The organism is uncultured Cyclobacterium sp. (genome assembly GCF_963976465.1).
In the GTDB taxonomy this organism is placed as follows: Bacteria; Bacteroidota; Bacteroidia; order Cytophagales; family Cyclobacteriaceae; genus Cyclobacterium.
This window is the reverse complement of sequence record NZ_CAXBOC010000288.1, coordinates 1-7,267: the sequence shown is the minus strand read 5'-3', so window position 1 is coordinate 7,267 and position 7,267 is coordinate 1. Positions and strand designations below refer to the sequence as shown.

The following is a 7,267-nucleotide window of genomic DNA, read 5'->3' as shown; positions in this document are numbered from 1 at the left end:
TCTATGTATTTTAAACGAAGGAAGTGATGAACAAAATTCGGATAGACTTTGTCAGTGAAATTCTCATTAATTCTGAGTCTTGTTGTAAAATTGCTAAACGTATTGTTTTCATCATTATCAATATCAAACAATACCGCTCGGCCAACTGGCTGATTAGGTCCACCACCTGATTTTTCGACTAGAATATCTCCTTTTTGTAGCTTTCTTTTCTCAAACTGCAAAAGGCTGGCTACTATTTCTCTGGGCTCCTTATCTTTATTTAAAAATGAATCCTTTGTGAAATTTGTCATTGTATAGACTTTGACTTCAACAAAAGGTTCTTTCTTTCCTGTCCAAAGACCATTAATCTTGGTGAAAATATTTTTCAACTTTACCTTTTCCCAATTCTTCTTCATGTCAATTCCGAAATTGAATTTAAGATTCCTTCCACCGATTTGGCTTCCATTTTGGAAAACGCAAACCATTTCTTGCCTAAATCTTTTAACGAAGCTCCTAAGTGATAGACTTCTTTGTTGTCAATAATCAAAAAGCGGTCGTGGCTTTGAGTAAAGGGTTTTGCTTCAAAATTGCCGTACTGCTCATTGGCTTTTTGCATATCTAATTTCAATTGTTTGCTAATGGATTTGGTGAGCAAATACACTTGTACGCCCTTGGATTTCTTGGCTAAATGGGTCAGGGTAGTTTCATTCACATAGTTATCGATCAACACAATGCTTGATTTCGCTGAACGGATGATTTTAGAAGCCAACTCATAAGCATCAAATACTTGTCCGTCAAAAAATACGCCTTGGTTTGGAATTACATCTTTGCTTTCTAGGGCTTTAAATACCTGCTCAAATTTTTGGTCGGTTTCTACCAATTTTCGTTCTACACCATCCATGCGTTGTAAAAGTCCACTGTGGTTGGCCATAAGCTTTCGCATTTCTACAAAGGCATTAATAATTTGAATACTGACTTTGATGGCTGTTTCACTGCGCAAAACAGCGGAAAGCATGGCTACACCCTGCTCGGTAAACGCGTAGGGATTATTGGATGAGTGTTTCAGCGTTTCGAACCGGTCGCAATTTGCGACCAGTTCATTCTTTTCGCCTTCAGTAAGCTGAAAACGGAATGATTCAGGGAATCGCTCAATATTTCTTTTGACTTGCTCATTCAGTCTTTTTACTTCAACCTGATACATTTCGGCCAAGTCACGATCAATCATTACCTGATTGTCACGTATTGAGAATATGCGGCTCTCGATATGCTTTTGTGAAATGGCTAGTTCTTTACTCATATTAATTCTGAAATTGAGTTTAAGATTTCAGCACTTGTCTGAACCTTGATTGTGCTTGATTTTCTTGATGACTTGATTCTTTTTGTATGCGGTTTAATCATGGCAGTTCTATAATCCTTAAAAATCATGGTTCAAGACTTTTTGTTGTTATGCACTCTTTTAAACTGAAGGCTCTTGGCTCCGAAGTTTATTAAAAGTCCGATTTCTAAATTGTATGCTTCCACATAGTTCATGGCCTGTGCTAGATGCACATCTTCTAAATTGATGATAGCTTTAATCTCTACCATTATTTTCTCTTCCACGAAAAAGTCAACCCTGCGTGTGCCAACATCATACCCCTTGTACTGCAACGGCATTTCTTGTTCTCTGATAAAATTGATATCCTGCATTTGCATTTCAATGGCTAAAGCCCTTTGATACACCACTTCTTGAAAGCCATTTCCCAAGTGCTTGTGCACTTCCATCGCGGCTCCAATTATTCTATGTGTCAGTTCCTTCTCAATCATAATCAAGTAATCCTTTCATCCTTAAAATCAAGGTTCAGACAATGAGTTTGGCAATACTCTCCATCACTTCTTCTGCTTCTTTATCCAATGCTCGCATTTCTTCCAAAATTTCTTGTGGTTGGCGGAGTGGGTCAGCTTCTGGTGTATTGGGGTTTTTAACACTGAGGTCAAAGGTACTTTGGTCTATGTCCTTCACGTTTACCGTCCAAGAGTTTTCACTATCCCCAAAAGTCTTTTGCAATTCCACAAATTCCGCCAAGTCCTTTTCATTGAGTGGATTGGTTTTGCCCAAATTACGGCCTGGGTTTAAGGAGTAAAACCAAACCTTTTGGGGAGGCTTGCCTTTTTCAAAAAACAGCACTACGGTTTTTACGCCTGCTCCGGTAAAAGTGCCGCCCGGCAAATCCAAAACGGTGTGGAGGTTGCAGTTTTGCAAGAGTTCTTTCCGCAAAGCAATGCTGGCATTATCGGTATTGCTCAAAAAAGTGTTTTTAATCACCACACCTGCTTTGCCGCCTGCTTTCAAAATTTTGATGAAGTGCTGTAAAAAGAGGGAAGCGGTTTCGCCTGTTTTAATTGGGAAGTTTTGTTGCACTTCGGCTCGCTCCTTTCCACCAAATGGCGGATTGGCAAGCACTACATTGTAGCGGTCTTTTTCCTGTATGTCGGCAAGGCTTTCAGCAAGGGTGTTAGTGTGTATGATGTTGGGAGCTTCCACACCATGCAAGATCATATTCATTATGCCAATAATGTAGGCCAATGATTTTTTCTCTTTGCCGTAAAAGGTCTTCTTTTGCAAGGTTTCCCATTCCTTACTGCTTAGTTCTTTGCCCGATTTTAAGTAATCAAATGCTTCACACAAGAAACCCGCAGAACCAACAGCTCCGTCATATATTTTGTCGCCAATTTTTGGGTCAACCACTTTTACAATGGTTGTAATGAGCGGTCTAGGCGTGTAGTATTCACCACCGTTTCGGCCTGCATTGCCCATGTTCTTGATTTTGTCTTCATACAGGTGGCTCATTTCGTGCTTCTCTGCATGGGTACGGAAACGCAACTCGTCAATGCGGTTGATGACTTCACGCAAATTATAGCCGCTTTGTATGCGGTTTTTCAGTTCACTGAAAATCTCACCAATCTTGTATTCAATCGTGTCGGCATTTTCGGCAGACAGTTTGAATTTTTTGAGGTAGGGGAACAGTTTACCGTTTACAAAGTCCAAAAGGTCATCACCTGTCAGTGCGTTATGGTCAATTCTTGTGGTGAGCTTAGTCGAACCATTGCCGTCCGCTAATTTGGGAGCAGCCCAAGTGTTCCATTGATACTCCTTGTCAATAATGGGCGTGTAGGTTTTTCCTGTAAGTTCGGCAGAAGTAGCACGGTCTCGCTCCAAGTCGTCCAAGTATTTCAGGAACAACACCCAAGAGGTCTGCTCGACATAATCCAATTCACTTCCACAACCTGCGTCTTTGTGGAGTATGTCGTCTATATTTTTAAAAGTCTGTTCAAACATTCAGTTTGTTTTATTTTAAGTTTTTCAATTCTTCGTTTTCTCGTCAGCATTGGCAAAAAAGCAATGTGTGCGATAGCAGGCTGCCGCTTGTGCGTTGGCTTTTCTTTTAATGGGGCACAACAATTGTATATAAACAAGCCTCCTTAAAGAGTTACCTATATATCTATTATATTCCCACTAAACTAACTAAATGCTTCTAAAGAAAAAACCCATTAAGGCCTTTTAACAAGGGTTTTTAGAAAAATGATAGGATTAATACCTATTTTGCTTTAAGCGTTTGTAAGCGGATAACTCCAGAAAGGTAGGAATCTTAATGCAAGATTTACACCCTTTTAGACAAGGGGACCTTTTGAAATCTCCATTCTCTTGATTTTAATCAATTTTATTCTTCCACGCAAAGGCTCAAGTAATCCATGATCAGTTCCTAATCAAAAAATTCCGGCAAAAACCCTATATAACCCATCATTTTACCAAATGCTTTACTCTAAACCTTCTCTCTTGTCAGTTTTTGGTCAAATGGATCAGTTAAAACTTAAAAAATACTGCCAAAAAGGCGGAAATTTCCGGCTAAAAGGTTCAATTACCCACTTCCAAACTGGAATTTTGAGGTTAATAACTGCAATGGGTAGGTTCTGAAGTACCCTTGACCACTTCTGAACCTGGAAAATTTTACCCTATCCAATGACTTTTCCTGAAATTTTGTCATACAATCCGGTTTTCACCCTCTTTTCTGTCTGTTTTTGGTCAAAATTTTCAGGTTTGAGGTGAAAAATTTCAGTTCTGAACCGGAAAATTCGAGTTAAAAGGTCCAAGCTTGTCAGTTTTAAGTACCCCCTTCCTGTTTTAAGGTGAGTAATTGAGGTTATAAACCCCAATGGGTAGGTTCCGAAGTACCCCTCCCCACTTCCGAAGTACCCCATTGGCTTACCTAATACCTATAAATTGATAAGCCCCGTACCATCCGCTACATTGACCTCATAGCTTTCCATTTGCCTATTGAACTTGCCGGCATAGGCGGCTGAAATGGCGGCAATAAATGCTTTTTTATCGGATTTCTTGATCAGGTTAAGGGTACAACCACCAAATCCACCCCCCATCATTCTGGCACCCAATACATAGGGTAACTCTCGGGTATAGTCCACTAAAAAATCTAGCTCAGGACAACTCACTTCATAATCAAGAGAAAGTCCATCATGCGAACCATAGAGAAATTGTCCGACCGCCTCCAGGTCCTGCTTGGCCAGGGCCTCACAGGTTTTTATCAGGCGTTCATTTTCCCGAATCACATAGGCACAGCGCTTGTATACCACCGCAGACATTTCTCCTTTCATTTTGTCCAACATTTCAAGGTTGATATCCCTAAGGCTATTTACCTCGGGAAATTGCTTTTTGACCAGCTTTACGCCTTCACTACATTCCTCCCGCCTTTGGTTATAGGCAGATTCTGCCAGGGAGTGGGCCACCTTGGTATTGCATAGGATCAATTGGTATACTCCCAATTCCAAAGGAAAATAAGAATGGGCCAAAGAACGGCAATCCAAACGAATGACCTGGTCTTTTTTGCCCATCATGGAGGCAAACATGTCCATGATGCCACATTTCACCCCTACAAACTCATGCTCTGCCTGTTGGGAAAATTTCAGCAGCTCAAGCCTTTCCAATTTTAAATCAAACAACTGATTCAGACCAAAGCCTACTCCGTTTTCCAAGGCAGCAGAAGAAGAAAGACCTGCACCTATTGGAATGTCTCCGCCAAAAACACAGTCAAAGCCTTCAAGCTCATCCCCATTTTTTTGAATGGCATTGGCCACGCCCATCACAAAGTTCACCCAACCCTTGGCCGGTTTCAAATTATCCAATGAAAAGGTCTGCTCCTCCTTAAAATCGAGGGAATAGACCCTACAGCTTCGCGTGTTATTTTTGGCAAAGCCCAGGTAGATGGACTTGTCAATGGCCGCAGGCAAGACAAAGCCTTCATTGTAATCTGTATGCTCCCCGATAAAGTTGATCCTGCCGGGAGAGCGAACAATGATCGATTTTGACTGAAATTTCTCTTCAAATGTTTGGGCAATAAGGTCTGGTAAGCGCATAAAAAAGTGAGGTTATCTAAAATTTACTGTTCTTGAAAGAGGGTAAACAATACCGTTTTCCCCACTACAGCAAGGGTCTTTTTATCAATTATTTCCATATTGTCCTGGTGGGTATGGTGATAAAGACCAAAGCCATAATCAGGACTGTATTCGATAATGTTGATCATGGGAATATTGGCATTCTGATTGACAAAGAGGTGGTCATCTGTAATGGCCTCCGCATTGCGCATGGGAAAGAAATCCCCAAAACCCAAATGGTGGGCATAGCCCCATACCTTGTCCACGATATTCTTGGCAAATTGTACAGAATAACCTTCTTTATAAAATCTGGCATTTTTGCCTCCCACCATATCTACCAGGATTCCATAATAGGCGGAATAGCCCTGCACATGTGGGGTTTCGGACCAATATTGAGAACCCAAACACCACCAAATTTGGCTCGTGTCACGGAAATTTCTGTGCTCCGGTTCCCCGTCATCTTCCCCATCAAAGAATATAAAATCTATCCCTACATCAGGTTGCAGGCTATCTGTATGCAAGACCCGAGCGATTTCTAATAAAAGCCCTACCCCACTGGCCCCATCATTGGCTCCATCAATGGGTTCCTCCAGGTTTTCGGTATCCTTGTCTGCAATTCTCCTGGTATCCCAGTGTGCGCCCAGCAAAATTCTTTTAGAAGCTTCAGGTTTATAGCTCCCTATAATATTTCTTAGCTGAAGTACTTTCCCATCATAAGCCTTGTCTTGAAAAGCCTGTTCGGTAACTGCCAAGCCAAAGCTTTCAAGTTTCTGAACGAGCCAGTCTCCGGTGGCTTTATGGGCTTCCGTATTGGGTACCCTGGGACCGAAATCCACCTGCTGCTGTATATAGGCATAGGCAGAATCGGCATTAAACGCAGGGCTGGCCCGGTAATTGATTACTTCTTCTGATCTTTTTTCACTGCTGGTTTTGTCACCACAGGCAGCCATCAGACATAGCAACCCTACAATTATAAACCCAAATTTACTATTCTTCATAAGCCCAATCTACACTATGCTTCATGTCTTTAATTATTACACCCATATCTTTTAATGCCGCCCTGATTTCATCCACTTTTTGATAATCCCTGGCAGTCTTGGCCTTGCTATACAGGTCGATGATCACTTTTAACAAAGCCTCCTGATTGTCACCTTTCTCCTCTAGCAAACCTAAAATCTCTGTAATAAATACGTTAAAAGTTTGAATCAGTTTATCATACACATCTTTCCCCAGCTGGGCAGCCTTTAACTGTCCGGTATAGAGGCTATTGATTTTTTTCAGCAAGTTGAAAAGATGGCCTATGGCCTGGGCCGTGTTAAAGTCATCATTCATGGCCGCAAAGGCAGCCGCAATGCTTTTCTCGATTTGTGAAACAAGCTTTTCGTCCACCAAAACTTCCGGATCGGCCTCATATTTCAATTGGCCGGCTATCCTTAGTCCATTGATTAATTTTTTATAGCCTTTTTGCGCAGCCTGTAAAGCACCATTTGAGAAGTCCAATGTGGAGCGGTAATGGGCCGTTAAGATAAAATACCTTACCGTCATCGGGCTGTAAGCCTGCTCCAGTTTGTCATGATCCCCTTTGAACAACTGCTGAAGGGTAATGAAATTCCCTAAAGATTTCCCCATCTTCTGTCCATTGATGGTAATCATATTGTTGTGCATCCAGTACTTTGCCGGGTCGGTATGATGGCTTGCATTGCTTTGGGCAATTTCACATTCATGGTGTGGAAACATCAGGTCCATGCCTCCACCGTGAATGTCAAACTGATCTCCCAGGTATTTGGAACTCATGGCCGTACATTCCAGGTGCCAGCCCGGAAAGCCAACGCTCCATTTGGATTCCCAGCGCATCAGGTGTTCG

The 7,267-nt window shown here is 41.7% G+C and carries 7 protein-coding genes; all 7 read right to left on the bottom strand.

Features of this window, described 5'->3' with window-relative positions; all coding sequences use genetic code 11:
- Window positions 1-368, bottom strand: a 368-nt coding sequence (locus tag AAC037_RS15670) for a hypothetical protein (protein WP_339903861.1), incomplete at its 3' end; no start/stop codon positions are given.
- 23 nt (window positions 369-391) lie between these two features.
- Window positions 392-1,276, bottom strand: coding sequence for an ORF6N domain-containing protein (locus AAC037_RS15665; protein ID WP_339903860.1), 885 nt, complete (start codon window positions 1,274-1,276; stop codon window positions 392-394).
- Between the two features lie 131 nt (window positions 1,277-1,407).
- Window positions 1,408-1,782, bottom strand: a complete 375-nt coding sequence (locus AAC037_RS15660) for a GxxExxY protein (RefSeq protein ID WP_339903859.1) — start codon at window positions 1,780-1,782, stop codon at window positions 1,408-1,410.
- Between the two features lie 34 nt (window positions 1,783-1,816).
- Entirely contained in the window at window positions 1,817-3,295 is a 1,479-nt protein-coding gene (locus AAC037_RS15655) for an N-6 DNA methylase (protein ID WP_339903858.1), read from the bottom strand.
- A gap of 935 nt (window positions 3,296-4,230) precedes the next feature.
- A complete protein-coding gene (gene galK / locus AAC037_RS15650; RefSeq protein WP_339903857.1) occupies window positions 4,231-5,385 on the bottom strand; it encodes a galactokinase in 1,155 nt (384 codons plus the stop codon).
- 23 nt (window positions 5,386-5,408) lie between these two features.
- Entirely contained in the window at window positions 5,409-6,401 is a 993-nt protein-coding gene (locus tag AAC037_RS15645; RefSeq protein WP_339903856.1) for a M28 family peptidase, read from the bottom strand.
- A partial coding sequence (locus AAC037_RS15640; RefSeq protein ID WP_339903855.1) for a DALR domain-containing protein occupies window positions 6,391-7,267 on the bottom strand: 877 nt, incomplete at its 5' end. The genes AAC037_RS15645 and AAC037_RS15640, both read right to left, overlap by 11 nt.

What these genes read in the sequence shown, in the direction of transcription:
- AAC037_RS15665 (WP_339903860.1), bottom strand. Translation starts at nt 1,276, where the DNA reads ATGAGTAAAGAACTAGCCATTTCACAAAAGCATATCGAGAGCCGCATA.
- AAC037_RS15660 (WP_339903859.1), bottom strand. Translation starts at nt 1,782, where the DNA reads ATGATTGAGAAGGAACTGACACATAGAATAATTGGAGCCGCGATGGAA.
- AAC037_RS15655 (WP_339903858.1), bottom strand. Translation starts at nt 3,295, where the DNA reads ATGTTTGAACAGACTTTTAAAAATATAGACGACATACTCCACAAAGAC.
- galK (WP_339903857.1), bottom strand. Translation starts at nt 5,385, where the DNA reads ATGCGCTTACCAGACCTTATTGCCCAAACATTTGAAGAGAAATTTCAG.
- AAC037_RS15645 (WP_339903856.1), bottom strand. Translation starts at nt 6,401, where the DNA reads ATGAAGAATAGTAAATTTGGGTTTATAATTGTAGGGTTGCTATGTCTG.